Source organism: Rosettibacter firmus (assembly GCF_036860695.1).
Classification (GTDB): domain Bacteria; phylum Bacteroidota; class Ignavibacteria; order Ignavibacteriales; family Melioribacteraceae; genus Rosettibacter; species Rosettibacter firmus.
This window is the reverse complement of sequence record NZ_JAYKGJ010000002.1, coordinates 787,988-808,682: the sequence shown is the minus strand read 5'-3', so window position 1 is coordinate 808,682 and position 20,695 is coordinate 787,988. Positions and strand designations below refer to the sequence as shown.

Genomic DNA, 20,695 nt, shown 5'->3' with positions numbered 1-20,695 from the left:
CTTATAATAAATTGGTTGTGAGAATAGCACACAGATGATACTGATGAGACACGATATTCACTGATGAACAATCTTGTGGTCATCTGTCCAATCTGTGTCATCTGTGTTCAAAAACTTATAATAAATTGGTTGTGAGAATAGCACACAGATGATACTGATGAGACACGATGTTCACTGATGAACAATCTTGTGGTCATCTGCTCAATCTGTGTCATCTGTGTTCAAAAACTTATAATAAATTGGTTATGAGAATAGCACACAGATGACACTGATGAGACACGATATTCACTGATGAGTAATCTTGTGGTTATCTGTCCAATCTGTGTCATCTGTGTTCAAAAACTTATAATAATTTGAGGTAGAATTATGGAAGTAAGATATTCACCTGATCAAAATGGTTTTAAAAGAATGACCACTGAAGAATTAAGAAAAACTTTTCTGATAGAAAATTTATTTCAAGCAGACGAAATTCCAATGGTTTATTCAGATATAGATCGTTCAATAACAGGGAGTGCTGTTCCCAAAACTCGATCACTAAAGTTAACTGCCACAAAAAAGGAAATGGCAGCTGAATATTTTTGTGAAAGAAGAGAAATTGGAGTGATTAATATTGGTGGATCTGGTAAAATAATTCTTGATGGCAAAGAATACATAATGAATAATAAAGATGCTCTTTATATTGGTCGTGGTGTAAAAGATGTTGAGTTTATCAGTGATGATTCAAATAATCCTGCTCAATTTTATTTTGTTAGTTATCCTGCACATAAAGAATATCCATCAAAACATATTACTTATAACGATGCAATTCATCGTCATCTCGGTTCAGTTGAAACATCAAATAAAAGAACAATTCATCAATACATTATTCCAGAAATTTTACCAACATGCCAGATTGCAATGGGTTTAACAGAACTCGAAGATGGTAGTGTCTGGAATACTATGCCTGCTCATACACATCAAAGAAGATCAGAAGTTTATATGTATTTTAATTTGAAGCCAGATTCTTTTGTAGTTCATTTAATTGGCGAACCAACAGAAACAAGACATTTGATAATTCGTGATAGACAGGCTGTGTTATCGACAAGCTGGTCTTTACATTCAGGATGTGGAACGCAAAGCTATTCATTTATATGGGCAATGGGCGGAGAAAATCAAGTATTTGATGATATGGACTGGATACCAATGGAGAATTTAAAATAAAAATTAAAGGAGGTAAAAAAAATGGTTCTGGATCTTTTTAGATTAGATGGGAAAATTGCAATAGTAACTGGTTCTAACCAGGGAATTGGACAAAAATATGCACAAGCATTAGCAGAAGCTGGAGCAGATGTAATTGGCGTTTCTTATGTTGATGATTTTGCTGAAACAGAAAAACTGGTTACTTCAGCAGGAAGGAAATTTAAATATTATGTCGCAGATTTTTCTAAAAGAGAATCAACTTATGAATTTATAAACCAGGTTAAAAAAGATTTTCCACGTATAGATATCTTGGTTAATAATGCTGGTACAATTCTACGCAAACCAATTGCTGAGCATCCAGATGAATGGTGGGATAGAGTAATTGAAATTAATTTAACAGCTCAATTTATTTTAACAAGAGAAATTGGAAAAGATATGGTTGCACGTGGTTATGGTAAAATTGTCTTCATTGCTTCCTTGCTTTCATTTCAGGGTGGAATTCTTGTTCCTGGTTATGCTGCATCAAAAGGTGGAGTAAAACAATTAACTATGGCTTTTGCTAATGAATGGGCATCTAAAGGTGTAAATGTAAATGCAATTGCACCAGGTTATATTGCAACTGAAAATACAAGACCATTGCGTGAAGATCCTGTTCGTAATAAAGCAATACTTGATAGAATTCCAGCTGGTAGATGGGGAACACCAGAAGATTTAATGGGTGCTATGGTATTCTTGTGCTCAGATGCTTCGAATTATGTTAATGGAACTGTTCTTACTGTTGATGGCGGCTGGATGGGACGCTAAATTTTTTTACAATTTTGTTTTAGCGTTTAAGTAAAGCATAAAATAATAGGTGTTGCAAAATTATGTTATAAAATCAAATTCACTTTTATTATTTAAAGCAATTTTAGAATGTGTTTTAATTAAATTAAAAAATGGTTAATAATGAATGAACCTAAAAAAATATCTTATTAGAATAACTATTCTGCTTATCATTAATAATGTTTTAATGTTTTCTCAACAACTGGCTTTTCCTGGTGCAGAAGGTTATGGAAGATTTACCACTGGCGGAAGAGGTGGTGCTGTTTATGAAGTTACAACGCTCGAAGATAATTCACAACCTGGAAGTTTAAGATATGCAATTAATCAAAAAGGTCCCAGAACAATCGTTTTTAGAGTTTCTGGGACTATAAGATTAAAATCTTCTCTTTCAATTAAAAACGGAGATCTAACAATTGCAGGACAAACAGCTCCAGGAGATGGAATTTGTATTGCAGATTATCCAGTTACTGTTGATGCAGATAATGTAATTATTAGATTCTTAAGATTTCGCCTGGGTGATATTTATAAACTGGAAAGTGATGCGATAGGTGGTAGAAATAGAAAAAATATTATAATTGATCATTGCTCAATGTCATGGAGTGTTGATGAAACCGCAAGCTTTTATGACAACACAAATTTTACGATGCAATGGTGTATAATTTCAGAGTCATTATATAATTCATCCCATAGTAAAGGAGCTCATGGTTATGGAGGTATATGGGGTGGTATGGGTGCTACTTTTCATCATAATCTCCTGGCTCATCATTCAAGTCGCAATCCAAGATTTAATGGTAGTAGATATCATAAACAACCCGATAAAGAAATTGTAGATTTTGTTAATAATGTAATTTATAACTGGGGTGGCAATAGTGTATATGGTGGAGAAGAAGGAAATCAAAATGTTAGACTAAATTATTATAAACCTGGCCCTGCAACTAATTCAGGTGTGAGAAAAAGAATACTGAATCCTACTACCGATAGTGGTACAAATACAGGTTATGGAAAATTTTATGTAGATGGAAATTTTGTCGAAGGTTATCCTGATGCAACTGCTGATAACTGGGGTATTGGAGTACAGGGAGTCTCTTCAACAATTAAACAGCAAATTAAAGTCGATAGCCCATTCCCGATTGCTGATGTAACAGTTCAATCACCAGAAGAAGCTTATGAATTAGTATTAAAATATGCTGGAGCAATCTATCCTAAACGAGATTCTGTTGATTTAAGAATTATTGAAGAAGTAAGAACTGGTACAGCTAAGTACGGGAAAACGTGGGGCGGTGGTGGTAAAGGAATAATTGATTCTCAAGAAGAAGTTGGTGGCTGGCCTGAATTAAAAACTTATAATGTTCCTACAGATTCAGATCATGATGGAATGCCAGATGATTGGGAAATTCAACATGGACTAAATCCTAACGATGCTAATGATAGAAATATTGTTAATCCCGATGGCTACACAAATTTAGAAATATATTTAAATAGTCTTGTAAAGGAAATTATTGTAACAACAATAAAAAAAAATAAAGATTCGTTACCATTAAATTTCGAATTAAAGCAGAATTATCCTAATCCATTTAATTTAATGACAACTATTGGTTATCAAATATCAAGTGATAGTCAAGTTATAATAAAAGTTTATGATGTCTTGGGAAGAGAAGTAGAAACATTAGTTAACGAAGTCAAACAACCAGGAGTTTATGAAATTAATTTTGATGGTTCCAATTTATGTAGTGGAGTATATTTTTATAAAATGCAGGCTGGAGAATATTCTAACACAAAAAAGATGATGTTACTCAAATAAATTATTAAAGTGGTTCTGGAATTTAGTTATCCATAAATTCTATTCCATTTATGATTAACATATTTTTAATTATATCTTACAGGATTTCATTATGAAGAAAAAGTTAGCTCTGTTAACTTTTTTGGTTCTTGTAGTGAATCTATTTAGCCAGAATTCTAAAAATACACTTCAGAGTAATGAAGTATGGATTCCAGATAACAATGATGGAACTTATTCTAATCCAGTAATACATGCAGATTATTCAGATCCAGATGTAATTCGTGTTGGGAATGATTATTATATGACTTCATCAAGCTTTTCTCATTTCCCGGGCTTACCAATTTTACATTCAAAAGATCTTGTTAATTGGAAAATTATTTCACACGCAGTTATAAAATATCCAATCGATGAATTTAATAAACCACAACATGGCAATGGAATCTGGGCTCCAAGTATTAGATATCATAATGGTGAATTTTACATTTATTATGGAGATCCCGATTATGGAATATTTATGACAAAAGCTAAAGATCCAAAAGGTCCATGGTCCCCGTTAAAATTAATCAAAAAAGCAAAAGGCTGGATTGATCCCTGTCCACTCTGGGATGATGATGGTAATGCATATTTAGTTCATGCCTGGGCTCGAAGTCGTTCTGGTATTAAACATCGATTAACTGTGAATAAGATGAGTTGGGACGGCGAAAAAATTCTTGATGAAGGTGTTCTTGTTTTTTGTGATTCTATAAAACATCCTACAATGGAAGGACCAAAGTTTTATAAACGAAATGGTTACTATTATATCTTTGCTCCAGCTGGTGGTGTAAAATCTGGATGGCAGGTTGTTCTTAGATCTAAAAATGTTTATGGACCTTATGAAGATAAAATTGTTTTAGAACAGGGTTCAACAGAAATTAATGGACCACATCAAGGGGGTTGGGTGGAGACACAGAAAGGTGAATCATGGTTTATTCATTTCCAGGATTGTGGTGCTTATGGAAGAATTGTTCATCTTCAACCTGTGCAGTGGAAAAATGATTGGCCAATTATGGGAATTGATTATGATGGGAATGGAATTGGTGAACCAGTTTTAAAATTCAAAAAACCTGATGTTGATAATGATCTTGAGATTTGTGTTCCACAAACTACTGATGAATTTGATTCTTCAAAATTAGGATTACAATGGCAATGGCAGGCAAATTTTGATACTTCCTGGATATCTCTAAAAGAAAGAAAAGGATGGTTGAGATTTTATTCGCAAAAATTTCCTGATAGTTCAAAAAATTTCTGGAATGTAGCTCAACTTTTAATGCAAAAATTTCCAGCACGAAAATTTAGAGTTACAACTAAATTAGAATTTTATCCACAAAGTAATTTTGAAAAAGCTGGTTTAATAATCTTTGGTAACGATTACTCTTACATTTGCATTGAAAAAATAGAAAAAGGTTTTAAAATTTATCATGCAGAACGAAAAAATGCAGAAAAAAATAATTTAGAAGAAATTATTGAATCTAAAAAAGTCAATAACAATAAAATTTATTTTAGAGTCGATGTAAGTGAAAAAGCTATGTGCAATTTTAGTTATAGCTTTGATGGGAAAAAATTTATTCAAATAGGTAAAGAATTTCAGGCAAAAGAAGGTAAATGGGTAGGTGCTAAAGTAGGAATATTTTCTTTAACAAATTATAAATCAGAAAACAATGGTTATACAGATTTTGACTGGTTTAGATTTGAGAAAAACTAAGTAATAATTTTTTCATAATATGGAGAGCTTAATATGAGAAGAAAAAATACTAATAAGTTACTTCTTATTATCACATTAGCACTATTAATATTTTCTGAGTTTGAATTTGCTCAAACAAAGAGCAGAATTATTGGTACTGTAAAAGATGCTCAAACAAACGAGCCACTTTTTGGTGCTAATGTGATTGTGAAAGGAACATATCTTGGTGCTGCAACAGATATTAATGGTAAATTCTTTATTGTTAATGTTCCAGTTGGAACATACGATATACAGGTTTCGATGATTGGTTATACATCCCAGATTTTGACTGGAGTAATAGTTTCTGCAGATCGTGTTACAAATCTTGATATTGCTCTTCAACCAACTGTCATTCAAGGACAGGAAGTTGTTGTTACTGCAAAAAGAGATGAACTTCATAAAGAAGTTTCCAATACTCAAATGGTAGTTTCATCTGGACAATTACAGGATGCTTCTGGTGTAAGGGAAATAAATGCTTTTCTTGCAAAACTGCCTGGTGTATCAACTGAAAATGGATTTTTAACTATAAGAGGCGGAAGTGCAGATCAAACAGGTTCACTTGTTAATGGGCTTTCTTATGTTAATGCAGCAGTAGGAAATGCAGAAACATCAATTCCATTAAGTGCAATTGATCAGGTTTCACTTTTATCAGGTGGTTACAATGCAGAATATGGAAATTTTAGATCTGGCTTGATAAATATTACAACGAAAAGTGGTTCAAAAGATGGATATCATGGAAGTTTTTCTTTCTCAAGAGATAATTCTCATATGAGAAGATTTGGTGCATCTTTTTATGATCCCAAAAATGATGCACTTCGAGCTTATCTTGATGCTTCTGTAGCTTTTATAGGAACAGATGCAGCATGGGCAGATAATCCATATATGAAAGAACAGAATCCAAAATTCACAGGATGGATTAATCAAGCATCAATTTATAATAAAGGGAAAGCTCCAGAAAAACAAGTAACACCTTTCGATTTGTATTTATTTGCTGCATGGATGCATATGTCTGAACCTGATTATGAAGGACTTGCTAAATTATCTCCTGAACTCAAACAACAAATTGGTTATTATGAATTAACTGATGAACAAAAAAGATTATTCGCTAATCACAGAATGAAAGAAGATGGTTCAGATTGGAATTTTGATGGTGGATTTGGTGGGCCAGTTCCACTTATTGGAAAATTTTTAGGTGATGCTACATTTTATATTTCTAATAATTCAAGTGAAAGACATTATGTAATGCCATTAACTTTACGCAGTCAAAAATCATATACAACATTTTTAACTATTAAATCTCAACCCGTACAAAGTTCGAGTATTTCATTTAATGGTTTGTGGAAAAGACAAATTGGATTAAGCCCAATTCGTCCACCATGGGGTGATGCTCCAAATGCAGGTAATGCTGGTGGATTTATGCCACTCGATAATATTCGTTATGTTTATAATAATCCTGAATATTGGTACGATCAACCATTCTATCCAATTCTAAATCAAACGATATTAATGAATGGTGTTACAATTAATAAGGTTCTTAGTAACAAAACTTATTGGGAATTAACAGTAGGATATTTACATATAAAAAATCATACACCAACTGGTGATAATCGAGATACAACATTTATTACAAACTTTGGTCCTATTTATGTTGACGAATCTCCTTATGGTAAATGGCAGTTTGCATCAACACATAAAGTTTATAATCCAAATACTGGTGATTACTTTACATTTCCAAGTTATGATGCTCCTCCTGGAATGGCAAGAAGATTTAGAGGTAAAGAAGGTGATTTATATGACAGAACAAAAATTAATCAATTTCAAGTTAAGTTTGATTTAGCATCTCAAATTAATGAACATCATTTTCTTAAAGGTGGTTTTGAATATAATTATATTGATATCAATCATAACTTCTGGGAAAAATGGAATAATAATGCTTATAATACTTATGAGTTCAATTATCACAGATGGCCAAGTCAAGCAGCTGCATATATTCAGGATCAAATAAGTTATGAAGGATTAATTGCAAACTTAGGTGTTCGATTCGATTATTATAATGGAGGTGGTGGTTTATGGCCATCGGGTGATCCTTTTGCAGAAGAAGTTTTCAGACCACAAAAAGTCGATACGAGTCTCTATAGATATCTGGAAAAAGGCGGTTCTTATATCTGGGATACCTGGTTAAAATACAACGAAACTCATCCAGGATTTTTACAACCTGTTAAAAATTTCTTTACTGTAAGTCCTCGTCTGGGAATTTCTTTCCCGGTTACTATTAATTCTAAATTCTATTTCAATTATGGTCATTTCCGTTCAAATCCTCCTTACTATACAATGTATCTATTCCGCTATCGTTATGATAAAAATGGTTTGTATGATATGTCAAATCCAAATCTCGAACCTCCTAGAACAATCTCTTATGAATTAGGTGTAGCTTATAATTTTCTTGATAATTACTTATTACAGGTTTCCGGATACTATAAAGATATAACAGGACAGGCAGGTGAAGTAAATTATCAAACATCCAGTGGAACATTAAATTACACAGGAAGAGCAAATAATGAATATCAGGATATTCAGGGATTCGAACTTACTTTATCGAAGAATGATAACTCATGGATAAATTTCTGGATTAATTTTAATTACATGTTGAGTAAAACTGGTTTAACTGGTAAAGAAATTATTTCTGATGTTACAATTAATAACGATCGTGAAGGACTTTATCAGGGACAAGAATCGAGAGCTTTACCTCGACCAAGATTAAATGCAAATATTACATTTCGTTCACCGAGAAATTGGGGACCAGAAATATTTGGACACAGAATTTTAGGTGGTTGGAGTATGACTATTTTTGGTGAATGGCGTGCAGGAGATTATTTCACTTATAATCCATTAAGTAAATTACATGTAAGCAATAACATGCAATGGCCCGATTATTATATGGTAGATTTAAAATTAACAAAAGCATTCGACATATATGGATTAAAAGCTACATTCTTTGTTGATATTAGTAATGTACTTAATCTTAAAGTTAGCTTACTTAATAGAAGATATGCATTTCAGGACAATAATGATTTGAATAAATACTTAGCTTCACTTCGTCTGCCTATGTATGATTCACCAGAATTTGATCAACTAAGACAATCTCAACCTGGATATTATATCCCGGGCAATGATAAAGTAGGTGATTTAAGATCAGAAGAGAAACCTTATATAAACGATCCTAATTATTCATTCTGGTTATATGGTCAACCTCGTGATATTTGGGTTGGCTTTAGAATAGATTTCTAAATTTTGAAAACAGAACGGAGATAAATAAATGAAAATTAGAAAATTTATTAATAGTACATTTTTGGTTTTCATCATTGTATCCCTGAATTTTTATGCTCAGGGAACTGAAGAATTAAAAACTGCAATGATGAAAGTTGGTAGAGTCTGGATTGGTGTTACTGCAAATGCAGATAAAGGAAATTTTGATTATCGTGCAGGTTTCTTTCCAAATGATTATAACATCATTGGTTTTCGTGGTCAATATCGTGAATTAAATACTGGCTCTGGATTTCAGATAGGAACAACTACACCATGGTTTAATCCATACACTGGTACTTATGATACACTTCCTATCTATGGTCCAACTACACAATGGACTTCAATTGGAAAAGTAACTAAGCCAATGACAAATTATATTCGTTACAAATACCCAAAACAGGTTACAAACTTTCAAAGTGTAGATTTACAGGATTTTGGTGAATATGATCCTTCCAAATTTACTGATGGTACTTACGACCAGATAATTGAAGTTGGTAATGAATACATTTATGGAATTGAAATGACTCGAAAGATTATGGCGTGGAGTCAGAATTATAATGATAATTACATAATTTTTGATATAACATTTGAGAATAAATCTAATACTACATATGATTCGCTTTATATCAAAATGGAAGGGAATGGTGCAAATAGTTATTATTCAATTGGTATTAATCCTTCAGTTCCATCTAACGAAAGCCCGATGCTTACAAGAGTATGGAATCATTATTATGGAGGTAGAGTAGGTGATACTGCGAGAGTTTTTTATCAATATAGTGCAGACGATCCAGATAAACCAGGCGATGATATGGGAGCTCCTGTAGCCTCTCAGGATGGTAGATTACTTTTTGCAAATATTTATTTTTATACAATACTTCATGCATCAGAAAAGCCATTTAATAATTCTGCTGAAGACAGAGATGACTTTTTACAACCGAAAGTTACATATGCTGCTACGGCTACTTATATTCCTTATACTGTTGAAAATGATCAGTTTGGTAATAAAAATTTCTGGTCACTTGCAGGAGGTTTTTCAGATTATTTCCCTATGAGTGGTAATGTTCATCCCGGAACACATCATGGTGGTAATTCAGATGAGTTGGGAATAAGTGATTATTCAAATTATCCAGGTGGAACTAAACAAGGTCCGAATCCAATGATGGTTAGTGTTTTTGGACCTTATAGAAATTTTGCTCCTGGACAAAAAATTAGAATTGTTTATGCATCTGGTATTGCTGGATTATCGCTTCAAAAAGCAATTGAAGTAGGAAGAAAATGGTTAAAAGGAACTCTTGAAAATCCACCAAATATGCCAGATCCAGAAAAAGGTTGGTTGCCCAAAAATTTTGCTTTTCCACCAGATGCAACTGAAATGGATAAAAGAAAAGATAGATGGATTAGTTCTGGTATCGATTCTGTAATGTTAACAGCATACAGAGCAAAATGGAATTTTCAACATGGATATAAAATACCACAAGCTCCTCCACCACCAGAAGAATTAACTATAACTGGTTATGGTGATGGTGTTGAAATAAAATGGAAATGTCCCGAAGCTGAAAAAATGCCAAACTTTGCTGGCTATAGAATTATGAGAAGAGTCTCCAACCAGGATACTGTTTTCTATGAAGCAATTTATGATTCTGATGCATCTGATAAAGCAGAAGAACATGTCTACAAAGATAAATCAATTTTGTATGGTGCTCAGTATTATTATTATGTGCAGTCTAAAGCTAAGATTTCAGAAAATGATTTAAACGCCGATCCGACAACAAGAGGAAAAATTATGTATAGCTCGAGGGTTTTAGTTCCAAATATTTACTGGATTAATCCACCTCGACTTGCATATGAAGATATGTCAAAGATTCGAATAGTTCCTAATCCATACAACATTAATGATCCACTTCTTAAGTCATATGGATTTACCGACCAGAGAGGCATTATATTTTTTAATTTACCACCTGTATGCAAAATAAAAATTTATACAGAACACGGCGATCTAATTCAAACTATCATACATGATAACCCTGCTAAATCTGGCTCAGAAACATGGGATATGTTAACTTCAAGTCAACAGGTAATAAGTAGTGGTGTTTATATTGCAGTCTTCGAAAAACCAAATGGTGAAATTTCTTATCAGAAATTTATTGTAGTTCGTTAATAATTGAGGAGATGAATAATGAAACTAAATAAATTATTTATAGCATTATTGTTAATTGCTTTTTTAGGTAAAGATATTTTTGCTCAGGTTGGATTGAATAAATTAGCTCAAAGTACAATGAATTTTTTATTGGTTAGTGTCTCTCCAAAAGCAAGTGCAATGGGCGAAGCATTTTATGCAGTTGGAAATTCATCAGAAGCAATTTTTTATAATCCAGCTGGTATTTCTAATACAAATAATACTTTTGATGTAAGTCTTAACTATACACAATGGATTGCAGATATTAAATATCTTGCTGGTAGTGCTACTTACAATTTAGAAAATTATGGTGTACTTGGCTTTCATATTTTGACTGTAGATTATGGTGAAATTATTGGTACAAGTCTGGTTGATCCATCTCAACAAGCATTATATCCCGAAGGATACATCGACAATGGAAGACTTGGTAATGTAGGTGCATATTCAGTTGGGCTTAGTTATGCAAAAAGAATTAGTACACAATTTTCTATTGGTGGTAATGTTAGAATAGCAGGACAAAATTTAGGCGAAAATCACTTTATAAATGGTACTACAAAAAAGAATAATGCTGCAAAATTAGTTTTTGATGCAGGAGTACTTTACAATACTGGATATAAAGATTTTCGTTTCGGTATGGCAATTAGAAATTTCTCTTCAAATATTAAAAGAGAAGAAATTGATGAACAACTTCCACTATTGTTTACACTTGGCACAGCAATAAATCTCTGGAAATTTGTAGATGAAAATAATTCAAATAACGAACTTACTTTAGCAGTTGATTTTGCTCATTATAACAATTACTCAGAAAGAATGAATATAGGTCTGGAATATAAATTTATGAATATGATTTCACTGCGTGGTGGATATCAAACAAATCGAGATATTGCTTCGTGGTCTGCAGGTATTGGATTAAATACAGAAGTAGCAGGTAAACTTATCGAAGTTAATTATTCTTACTCCTATTTCAAAGTATTTGATAATGTAAATAGAATATCTTTAAATTTTTCTTTCTAAAATAAAGGTGAAAAAATGAAGCGACAAAAAATTAGTTTGTTGCTCCTCTTATTGATATCGTTATTATTTGGGAATTCAGAAAACTATTCAAAAAGTAAATTCAGCAAAAATTTGTGGTCAGTAAAATTTGCTGAATCATTTTTAGCACGACACCCTGGTAATGTTACATATGATTCCTTTATGACAAGTAAAAAGTGGAATTACGAACAAGGATTGATGCTCGAAACTTTACGAAAAATGTTTTATTACACTGAAGAACAAAAATATTTCGATTTCATTAAAGGCAATCTCGAACAATATATTGATGAAAAAGGTAATATTAATACTTATAAACTTTCTGATTATAACATTGATAATATAAAACCAGCTGGAGCAGTACTTTTTGTTTATCAGGTTACTGGAGAAGAAAAATTCAAGATTGCAGTTGATACTTTAAGAAAACAACTTGATGGAATGCCAAGAACAAAAAGTGGTGGTTTCTGGCATAAGAAAATTTATCCTTATCAAATGTGGCTCGATGGAATTTATATGGGACAACCATTCTATGCTGAATATGCAAAAGTATTTAATCGACCACAAGATTTTGATGATATAACAAAACAAATAATACTGATTTATGAAAAAACTCTTGATGAAAAAACTGGTCTACTTTATCATGCATGGGACGAAAGCAAGCAGCAAAAATGGGCTGACCCACAAACGGGGCGATCTCCTCATTTCTGGGGGAGAGCTATTGGCTGGTATGTAATGGCACTTGTAGATGTATTAGATTTTTTACCAGTTGAACATCCAGATAGACAAAAAATTATAAATATTCTTAATAATGTTTGCGAAGCTTTATTAAAAGTTAGAGATAATAAATCAAAAGTATGGTATCAAGTCTTAGATCAGGGAAACCGTGAAGGAAATTATCTGGAAGCTTCTGCTACTCTGATGTATATTTATGCTTTCGCTAAAGGTTACAACAATGGTTACCTTCCAGAAAAATTTATTAAAGAAGCTAAAGTTTCTTTCAAAGGTGCATTAAAAGAATTTGTTAAACTCGATAAAGATGGTTACTATAATTTATATGGAACTTGTCGTGGCGCTGGTCTCGGGGGTAATCCATATCGAGATGGTTCTTATGAATATTATGTGAGTGAAAAACCAAGAACAAATGATTTCAAAGGTTATGGACCATTAATCTTGGCTGCAATGGAAATTGAAAAAGCTGATGCCCATTTAAAAAAATATAATGTTCTTCTTGATAATTATTTCAATAATGAATATAGAACTAACAAACAGGGTGTAAAGGAAAGATTTCATTATATACTTGATGATACAACCAATTCTGGATTTTATGTTTTAGGAAACTTATTTAAAAAATATGGTGCAACAATTTCTGAATTAAGAAAAGCTCCTTCATTAAAAAACTTGAAGAATGTAGATGTATATATAATTGTTGATCCAGATACTCCTGCAGAAACTGAATCTCCAAATTATATAGATGAAAAAAGTATAAACGAAATTGAAAAGTGGGTTAAGAATGGAGGCGTCTTGATGTTATTTGCAAACGATAAAGGCAATTGTGAATTTGAACATTTTAATAAATTGGCAGAAAAATTTGGCTTTAAGTTTAACGAAGTTAGTCTCAATAGAGTTGAAGGAAATAAATATGATATGGGTGCATTTGTTAATTTACCATATAACCCAATATTTGCTGGTGTTGATAAAATTTATATGAAAGAAATATCTACAATTAAATTTGATGAACTCCCTTATGTATTGCTGAGAAAAGATAATGAACCAGTTATAATATTAAAGAAATATGGAAAAGGTTATGTATTTGCAGTAGGTGACCCCTGGCTTTATAATGAATATATTGATAATCGCAGATTACCAGAAGATTTTCAAAACTTAAAAGCCGCAGAAAATTTAGTTAAGTGGATGCTTCAACTATCAAACTTTGCAAAAAATTAAAAGGGGCAACATGAAGAAAAATTATTTTTTAATTATTCCCTTGTTAATAAGTAATTTATTACTTGCTCAGAATATTCAAGATGAAATAAAAAAGTATTATGAAAATTTACCTTTCGACATGCCAGTACTTAATGTACCGGAATTTCCTCAAAGAGATTTTTTAATAACTGATTTTGGTGCTGTTGGAGATGGTTTTACATTAAATACCGAAGCCTTCAATAAAGCTATGATTGAATGCTCAAAAAATGGAGGCGGAAGAATTGTAGTTCCAAAAGGAATCTGGTTAACCGGTCCCATTGAATTTAGAAGTAATGTAAACTTATATCTTGAACGTGGTGCTCATATTCAATTTTCTAAAAATTTTGATCACTATCCACTCGTCTTAACAACTTATGAAGGAACAGAACAATATAGATGTCAATCACCGATTAGTGGTAGAAACTTAGTAAACATTGCAATAACTGGTTATGGAGTAATTGATGGTGGTGGTGATGCCTGGCGCTATGTAAAAAAATCTAAATTAACTTCGCAACAATGGAAAGAATTGGTTGCTTCTGGTGGAGTAGTTGATTCAACCGGAAATAATTGGTGGCCATCAGAACAGGCAATGAATGGTGAGAAAATTTTAAAACAATTACAAAAACAAAAAGGAAAACTTACTAAAGAAGATTATCAGAAGGTTCGTGATTATCTTCGTCCAGTAATGGTGAACTTTATTAATTGTAAAAATATTTTACTTGAAGGTGTAACTTTTCAAAATTCTCCTGCATGGAATATTCATCCACTTATGAGTGAAAATATAATTTTGAAAAATGTAACAGTTAGAAATCCATGGTATTCACAAAATGGTGATGGAATTGATGTTGAATCGTGCAAAAATGTAATTATTTATGATTGCAAGTTTGATGTAGGAGATGATGCAATTTGTATGAAATCAGGAAAAGATGAATTTGGTAGAAAGAGAGGAATACCAACAGAAAATGTGATTATTGCTGATTGCATTGTCTATCATGATCATGGTGGATTTACAATAGGAAGCGAAATGTCTGGTGGCGTTAGAAATATAAAAGTAACAAATTGTAATTTTATTGGAACAGATATTGGCTTAAGATTCAAAAGCACGAGAGGACGAGGTGGTGTTGTAGAAAATATTTATATCGATAATATTTTTATGAAGGATATACCTACAGATGCACTTAGCTTTAATATGTATTATGGAGGACAGGCTCCTACAGAGGATCTTTCAATTGAAGAAAAATTAAAAAGCCGAAAAGGTTATCAGGTTAATGAAGGTACTCCGCAATTTAGAAACATCTTTCTTGAAAATATTTATTGTGTGGGAGCTAAAGATGCTGTTGTTATTCAGGGATTACCTGAAATGAAAATAAAAAATATTGTTCTTAAAAATGTCAAAATGAAATCACAAAGAGGAATCTCTATTTTTGATGCGGATGATATCAAGTTAATTAATACTGAAATTTATTCATCTGAACCAGTTATAAAAATATTTCAAAGCAAAAATATTTTGATTGATAATTTTATTACAGATTATAACATAAATACAATTATGAAATTAGAAGGGGAAGAAACTTCTGATATAAAAGTAAAAGGAAATAACGCAAATTTGATTTTAAAAAAGATTTTATTTGATAATAGTGTGAGTAAAGAGGCATTGAAAATTATTAATTAAAACATATTTCAGTAAATAACAAACGGTTTTATTTGCTATTAAAATATGAGATTTAATTTTTTCAGCATTCTTTGTATATAAATTAGATATACAAAGACATTTAATTTATCATCCATGTTACAATAAAATATAATTATAGAAATCAGAAAATATATAACTACAAGATAAAAACCTGATGATAATTTTATTCGCCTTTTTAGCTTCTTTTATAACACAAACCAATTTACCTTCTTTGAATGATTCCATTTCTGCAAAAGATATTAAACATGTTATCTATAATTCTATCAAATACCTGGATGAAAATGTTTCTGTTAATGGAGGTTATGTTTGGTATTATAAAACAAATTTGTCACGACGATGGGGTGAACTCGAGGCATATCCTTCTATGATCTGGGTACAGGGTGGAACAGTGGATATGGGAAATTTATTTCTTGATGTATATGATGTTACTGAAGATGAATATTATTATAACTTAGCAAAAAAATCTGCCTTAGCTTTAATTAAGGGACAACTCGAGTGTGGTGGCTGGAATTATTTTATTGATTTTGCTGGAGATAGCTCAACAAAGAAATGGTATTCTACAATTGGTGCGAATGCCTGGCGTCTTGAAGAATTTCATCAATATTATGGAAATGCAACATTCGATGATAATGTAACGGCAGGAGCAGCAAAATTTTTATTGAGAATTTATTTAATAAAGAAAGATTCAATAATCAAAAAATCACTTGATAAGGCAATTGAATTTATTCTGAAAAGTCAGTATCCAAATGGAGCCTGGCCACAAAGATTTCCCTTTATAAAAAACAGAAATGATTATACAAGATATTACACATTCAATGATAATGTAATCTGGAATAATATCAAGTTTTTAATTTTATGTTATGCTACTTTGAAATATGAGAAGTTATTAGAACCAATTAAACGAGGGATGAATTTTTTTATCTTATCACAATATAAAAAACCGCAAGCAGGTTGGGCTCAGCAATATGATTTAAAGCTTCAACCAGCTCGAGCAAGAACATATGAACCTGCTGCTTTAGATCCGCAATACACAGCCAGACATATTGAAATGTTGATCAAATTTTATGAAATGACTGGAGATAAAAAATATTTGAATGCTATTCCAGATGCACTTCAATGGGTAAAAAGTGTTGTTATTAATAATAAAGACTCATTAGCGTTAGTTCCAAAATTTGTAGAACTAAGAACAAATAAACCAATTTATCTCCATCGTAAAGGCTCCAATTTAAAATTTGGTTCTTATTATTTTGATTATTGTGATAGTAATATAGTTATTCATTATCCATGTACAAGATTGATTAATCTTCAAAGTATTGAAAGACAATATAAAAATGCACTACAAAAACAAATTAACAATAAGAAAGCAAACTACTTAAATCTTCCCGAATCAAATGATATATTGAATCTATATTACTTAATTGATGATTTCTTGCAACTTCCCAGTGATAATTTTATGATTAATAATAGAAATAAAATTACATCTGAAATTGTTAACAATATAATTTCAAAAATGGATAATCATTCAAGATGGTTAACCGAAGAAGTTTTTATCTCTAATCCTTTTATTGACGGAGAAATATCAGGAGATAGTGAAACCAAATCTTATTCTATTAGTTATGTTGGAGATAAATTTGATACTTCTCCATTCCCAAATAATACTAACGAAAAATTTATTTCTATAAGAGAATACATAAAAAACATAAAAATATTATTAAACTATATTAAAAGAACTTTATAATAAACTCAGGTAAAAAAATGATTAAAAAAATAGTAATCATTTTTATTTTATTGATTACTAATATTTACTCACAAAAATTATATGACATTATTGTTGCTCAGGATGGAAGTGGAGATTATAAAACAATTACCGAAGCAATAAATTCACTTCCGATGTTTAATTATCATAGAGTAACAATTTACATTAAAAGTGGTATTTATAATGAAAAGATTCGAATTGATCAGGATTATATAACGCTAAAAGGAGAAGATAAGGAGAACACAAAAATAATTTACAGTCAACTGCGAGAAGACTGGAATAAAAATCAGGACAATATTGGACCTGGTGTAATTAATATTTATGGAGACGATATAATACTTGAAAATCTTTCGATAGAAAATTCCCAACCTGAAGTTGGCCCACATGCTTTTGCAATTTATGGATTTGGAACAAGAACAATAATTCTTAATTGTAATGTAATAAGTAAAGGTGCCGATACAGTTTCTCTCTGGAATTATAAAGAAGGAATGTATTATCATGCAAATTGTTATTTTGAAGGTGCAGTCGATTTTGTTTGTCCACGTGGTTGGTGTTTTATAAGAGATTCAAAATTTTATGAAGTCAAAGAAACAGCTGCAATCTGGCATGCAGGTTCTTATGATAAAACTCAGAAATTTGTAATTGTAAATTCCTATTTCGATGGTGTAAAAAATTTTGAATTAGGTAGACATCACTACGAAGCACAATTTTATTTAATTAATTGCAAATTCTCTAAAAATATGGCAGATAAACCAATTTATCGAGTAACATATGATGATCCAAGCCGCAATCGTCAATTTATTTGGGGACCAAGATATTATTTCTATAACTCTCATTGCGATTCCATTGATTATGCCTGGATTCAAAATAATCTAAAAGATTCTGAAGAAATAGACAACCCGGATAAAATTAGTGCATTCTGGACATTCAATTATAAATGGGATCCCGAAGCAACAACAAAGGTTTTATTAAAGAATTTTTATATTAACAATAATAAATTAATACTTCAGTTTAATGAACCTGTTACAGTTATAGGAACTCCAATATTCAAAACAACCAATGGAATTGTCTTTATGTTTGCATCAGGTGGAGAAAACGATACAATTGAATTGGTTACAGAAAATAATTTTAATAAAGAAGATCTGATAGGTTTACAATTGATTAATGATGCTAAAATTTTTAGTAGTCTTGCTTCTATTAATCCAAGATACATTGAATTGAATTTTTAGTATTTGTTATAAAATTCAATTTATAACTTATCTTTATCTACAATAAGTAGAAATTTTTTATATTGCTCTCAAATAAATAAACTTTTCAATGGAAAACCTGATCGGAATCCTTATAGATAATTATCGAATTGTTTCTGTCCTTGGTAAAGGGGGAATGGGCATTGTATATAAAGCTTATGATACAAAGCTTGATAGATATGTTGCAATTAAAATGTTAAATGCAGATACTTTTGATAAAGCCCGCTTTGTTGAAAGATTTAAAAGAGAAGCAAAAAATCAAGCTAAACTTTCTCATCCAAATATTGTTACTGTTTATGGTTTTATAGAATATGATGAATTACTTGGAATTGTAATGGAATATGTAGAAGGAGAAAGTCTTGAAAAAGTATTACAACGTCAGGGACGATTTAATATTTATGATGTTATTTACATTTTAAAACAAATATTACTTGGATTGGGCTATGCACATTCAAAAGGATTTGTTCATCGAGATATAAAACCTTCAAATATAATTTTGAATCGGGAAGGTATTGCTAAAATAATGGACTTTGGTATTTCGAAATCGTTGTTTGATGATAAAGATTTCACGAAACCAGGTGCAAAAATTGGTACTGTTTATTATATGAGTCCCGAACAAATAAAAGGTGGAGATGTTACTAATCGCAGTGATATTTATTCAATTGGATGTACTGCTTATGAGATGATTGTTGGTAGACCACCATTTGATTATGATAGTGAATATGATGTAATGGAAAGTCATCTTAAAAAGTCGCCACAAAAAATTTCTTCAATTTTAACAGGTATACCTGAAGATGTGGATAAAGTTATTCTAAAGGCAATGGAAAAAAATCCATTAAATAGATATGAAACATGCGAAGAAATGTATGATGCTCTTCAGGAACTCGACAAATCTGTTTCTAAAATTTATACAAGTTATTTCAAAAAAACTGAGGAACGAAGTAAGTCTTATAAAATTGCATCAGCATCTGCTTTTGCTTTTTTTGTTATTTTGTTGATTGCATTATCTTACTTTGTATATAATCAAGTTCATGAATTAATCATTAGCAATAAATTAGAAACTTTAAAAAAGTATGATATAAAATCACTCTTCTCATCAAAAGAAGATGAATTAAAGTTTAGTTATATAGATAAAATAGAAAGCAATGTTAAAAATAATCTTAACTCAATCTTTTTCGTTGATGAAAAGAATGCAATTGCTGTTGGAGATTCTGGAACAATTATAATTTCTAATGATGGTGGACAAACCTGGAAACAAAAACCTGTAAATATTAAATCAAATCTCAGTGATTTATATATTTCCCCTTCTGGTAGAACTATAATTATTGGCGATTCATCAACTATTATTTATGGAAAAAATTTACTTGATAGCCTTCAATTGCTTCCCATTCAAAAAGATTTTACTTTCTTTCGAATTAATTTTATCGATGAGCATACTGGTTTTATAACAGGTAATAAAGGAGTAATATTAAAAACCATAAATGGAGGAATTAATTGGTACAAAGTAAATACAAATACAAATTCATTAATTTTTGATATCGACTTTTTTGATGATAGAAGAGGTTTTGCTGTTGGATGGAATGGATTAATTCTTAAAACTACTAATGGAGGCGAAACCTGGACTCGCATAGATAATGTATTAACTGATAATTATTTGAAATCAATTGATCTTGAAAGAAATGGTTTTGGAATAATTGTAGGAGGAGATGCTACAGTTCTTAGAACAACAAATTATGGTGAAGAATGGGAATTTAAAAAAATTGCAGATGTAGGAGCTTTACAAAAAGTATCTTTTATTTCAAAAAATTATGTTGCATTAATTGGTACAAAAGGAACTTTTATGATATCGAAAGATAAAGGTGCTAATTGGGATTTAGTAGATATTCATAATTTTACAAACATGAACGATATGGCTTTGAATTATAATGGGCATATATTTTTAGTAGGATATAATGGCCAAATCTTGAAAATTCATTAATGGAGGAA

Annotated in this window: 12 protein-coding genes; all 12 read left to right on the top strand. The window is 31.1% G+C overall.

Features of this window, described 5'->3' with window-relative positions; all coding sequences use genetic code 11:
* Positions 1–366 precede the first annotated feature (366 nt).
* The 12 genes from kduI (at position 367) to VJY38_RS10285 (ending at position 20,687) form a co-directional block, all read left to right on the top strand.
* A complete protein-coding gene (gene kduI, locus VJY38_RS10340; RefSeq protein ID WP_353680619.1) occupies positions 367–1,200 on the top strand; it encodes a 5-dehydro-4-deoxy-D-glucuronate isomerase in 834 nt (277 codons plus the stop codon).
* Between the two features lie 21 nt (positions 1,201–1,221).
* The gene (locus VJY38_RS10335; protein ID WP_353680618.1) at positions 1,222–1,983 is read left to right on the top strand and encodes an SDR family oxidoreductase; all 762 of its coding nucleotides are present in this window, start codon (positions 1,222–1,224) and stop codon (positions 1,981–1,983) included.
* A 145-nt stretch (positions 1,984–2,128) separates the two neighbouring features.
* Positions 2,129–3,802 carry a T9SS type A sorting domain-containing protein gene (locus tag VJY38_RS10330; protein ID WP_353680617.1) on the top strand — a complete coding sequence of 558 codons (1,674 nt, stop codon included), beginning with the start codon at positions 2,129–2,131 and terminating at the stop codon, positions 3,800–3,802.
* 91 nt (positions 3,803–3,893) lie between these two features.
* The gene (locus tag VJY38_RS10325) at positions 3,894–5,522 is read left to right on the top strand and encodes a glycoside hydrolase family 43 protein (protein ID WP_353680616.1); all 1,629 of its coding nucleotides are present in this window, start codon (positions 3,894–3,896) and stop codon (positions 5,520–5,522) included.
* Positions 5,523–5,555: 33 nt separating this feature from the next.
* Positions 5,556–8,828, top strand: coding sequence for a TonB-dependent receptor (locus VJY38_RS10320; protein ID WP_353680615.1), 3,273 nt, complete (start codon positions 5,556–5,558; stop codon positions 8,826–8,828).
* 28 nt (positions 8,829–8,856) lie between these two features.
* Complete coding sequence (locus VJY38_RS10315) at positions 8,857–11,004, top strand: fibronectin type III domain-containing protein (protein ID WP_353680614.1); 2,148 nt, start codon at positions 8,857–8,859, stop codon at positions 11,002–11,004.
* A gap of 18 nt (positions 11,005–11,022) precedes the next feature.
* Positions 11,023–12,036 (top strand): PorV/PorQ family protein, encoded by a 1,014-nt coding sequence (locus tag VJY38_RS10310; RefSeq protein WP_353680613.1) that lies wholly within the window; start codon positions 11,023–11,025, stop codon positions 12,034–12,036.
* A 15-nt stretch (positions 12,037–12,051) separates the two neighbouring features.
* Entirely contained in the window at positions 12,052–13,995 is a 1,944-nt protein-coding gene (locus VJY38_RS10305) for a glycoside hydrolase family 88 protein (RefSeq protein WP_353680612.1), read from the top strand.
* 10 nt (positions 13,996–14,005) lie between these two features.
* Entirely contained in the window at positions 14,006–15,685 is a 1,680-nt protein-coding gene (locus VJY38_RS10300; RefSeq protein ID WP_353680611.1) for a glycoside hydrolase family 28 protein, read from the top strand.
* Between the two features lie 175 nt (positions 15,686–15,860).
* Complete coding sequence (locus tag VJY38_RS10295) at positions 15,861–17,444, top strand: pectate lyase (protein ID WP_353680610.1); 1,584 nt, start codon at positions 15,861–15,863, stop codon at positions 17,442–17,444.
* 17 nt (positions 17,445–17,461) lie between these two features.
* Positions 17,462–18,691, top strand: coding sequence for a pectinesterase family protein (locus tag VJY38_RS10290; protein WP_353680609.1), 1,230 nt, complete (start codon positions 17,462–17,464; stop codon positions 18,689–18,691).
* An 88-nt stretch (positions 18,692–18,779) separates the two neighbouring features.
* Positions 18,780–20,687: a protein kinase domain-containing protein gene (locus VJY38_RS10285; RefSeq protein ID WP_353680608.1), complete on the top strand. Its 1,908-nt coding sequence runs from the start codon at positions 18,780–18,782 to the stop codon at positions 20,685–20,687.
* The last annotated feature ends 8 nt before the right edge of the window (positions 20,688–20,695 follow it).

Coding starts and splice junctions, on each gene's coding strand:
- VJY38_RS10315 (WP_353680614.1), top strand. CDS start 8,857: ATGAAAATTAGAAAATTTATTAATAGTACATTTTTGGTTTTCATCATT.
- VJY38_RS10310 (WP_353680613.1), top strand. CDS start 11,023: ATGAAACTAAATAAATTATTTATAGCATTATTGTTAATTGCTTTTTTA.
- VJY38_RS10285 (WP_353680608.1), top strand. CDS start 18,780: ATGGAAAACCTGATCGGAATCCTTATAGATAATTATCGAATTGTTTCT.
- VJY38_RS10295 (WP_353680610.1), top strand. CDS start 15,861: ATGATAATTTTATTCGCCTTTTTAGCTTCTTTTATAACACAAACCAAT.
- VJY38_RS10300 (WP_353680611.1), top strand. CDS start 14,006: ATGAAGAAAAATTATTTTTTAATTATTCCCTTGTTAATAAGTAATTTA.
- VJY38_RS10330 (WP_353680617.1), top strand. CDS start 2,129: ATGAACCTAAAAAAATATCTTATTAGAATAACTATTCTGCTTATCATT.
- VJY38_RS10320 (WP_353680615.1), top strand. CDS start 5,556: ATGAGAAGAAAAAATACTAATAAGTTACTTCTTATTATCACATTAGCA.
- VJY38_RS10305 (WP_353680612.1), top strand. CDS start 12,052: ATGAAGCGACAAAAAATTAGTTTGTTGCTCCTCTTATTGATATCGTTA.
- kduI (WP_353680619.1), top strand. CDS start 367: ATGGAAGTAAGATATTCACCTGATCAAAATGGTTTTAAAAGAATGACC.
- VJY38_RS10325 (WP_353680616.1), top strand. CDS start 3,894: ATGAAGAAAAAGTTAGCTCTGTTAACTTTTTTGGTTCTTGTAGTGAAT.
- VJY38_RS10335 (WP_353680618.1), top strand. CDS start 1,222: ATGGTTCTGGATCTTTTTAGATTAGATGGGAAAATTGCAATAGTAACT.
- VJY38_RS10290 (WP_353680609.1), top strand. CDS start 17,462: ATGATTAAAAAAATAGTAATCATTTTTATTTTATTGATTACTAATATT.